This window comes from Cryobacterium sp. MLB-32 (genome assembly GCF_000738085.1).
Lineage (GTDB): Bacteria > Actinomycetota > Actinomycetes > Actinomycetales > Microbacteriaceae > Cryobacterium.
In genome coordinates this window covers 1-1,095 of sequence record NZ_JPRS01000488.1, presented here as the reverse complement: position 1 = coordinate 1,095, position 1,095 = coordinate 1, and the positions used below count along the sequence as shown (strand labels likewise).

The window sequence follows — 1,095 nt, the reverse complement described above, 5'->3', positions numbered from 1 at the left end:
AACGCCGCTACTTCTCCGAAGCTTCGATGCTCGAGCTGACCACAATGAACAACCCCGTCGAGGTCATCGACGAGGCGGTGATCCTCCCCGAACTCGCTGCCGCCTAAACTAAAACAACTGACCTGCACGGTGTCGAGAAACTCCACCACTCAGCGGGACGTGACCTGTCGGGGCTATCCATGATCGCTTGCAGAGTCGCAGGTTGGCGGTCTTCGCGCCAGTTGAACGCTTCGAGCAGCATCGCCGCGAGAAAGTCGATGTCCTCAGTGGCCGCGTCGCGGATACGCAATGTCATCGCGCTGTTCCTCAATTCAAAAGAGTGGCTAGTTAGATTGGTCGGCGTGGATTGGCGCGTTTATCGAAGAAACATGCCTTGAATGTTGCAGTCGTTGCGCGTGGCGTCCAGCCTAGAATTCTCAACTTCTACCTCGGTTTGGACGAACCATACAGATACGTCTACTGGGCACCTGCACGCGCGGTGCAATTAATGAGGTGATTCGTGCGGCTAAACCGATTCGAGCCCAAGGAACTCACGTAGCTGAGGCACGCCCGTGACGCGCAACTCCTGATCGGATCTGTTGAGCGTTTCGGTAGTCAATGTCAGTTGTTGGCTCAAAGCCATCTCACCTTCGCGCCGCCGGCGGCGAACCAGGCCGTTCTCTCGATAGCCGACTTTTCTCGACACGGCAAGCGACGCTGGGTTGTCGGTGAACGCTGCGGACGTGACCTCAGCTGCATCTAGATGGTCGAACATGAATGCACAGAGAGTTTGGCGCATTAGCGTGCCGATGCCCCGTCCGTGATGCTTCGCCCCGAGCCACGATCCTGTCTCGCCGGTTCTCGTCACGAGATAGTCACTGGTCGAAATTCCTTGGCAACCAACGATTTCTCCCTCGAAACGGACTGTGGATTCAAGTTGCCACGATGCTGGCGTCATGGCAGAACGTCGCCCCCAGTGGAACTGCAGGAGCCTTAATCGAACTTCGTCGGGGGTCCCGGCCGTCCATGGAAAATCAAATGGCATCGCAGCGGCGTCGTGAATCCCTTCGTGTGCGAGTGCCACAAGGTCGGGCAAATCGGAATCTCGAACGGGAG

Annotated in this window: 2 protein-coding genes; both read right to left on the bottom strand. The window is 57.2% G+C overall.

Annotated features, from left to right (window positions below):
* Positions 1-103: 103 nt before the first annotated feature.
* Positions 104-295 carry a hypothetical protein gene (locus JF66_RS19560; protein ID WP_035880557.1) on the bottom strand — a complete coding sequence of 64 codons (192 nt, stop codon included), beginning with the start codon at positions 293-295 and terminating at the stop codon, positions 104-106.
* Positions 296-505: 210 nt separating this feature from the next.
* The coding region (locus JF66_RS22585) for a GNAT family N-acetyltransferase (protein ID WP_035880556.1) at positions 506-1,095 on the bottom strand (590 nt) is incomplete at its 5' end.

What these genes read in the sequence shown, in the direction of transcription:
- JF66_RS19560 (WP_035880557.1), bottom strand. Translation starts at nt 295, where the DNA reads ATGACATTGCGTATCCGCGACGCGGCCACTGAGGACATCGACTTTCTC.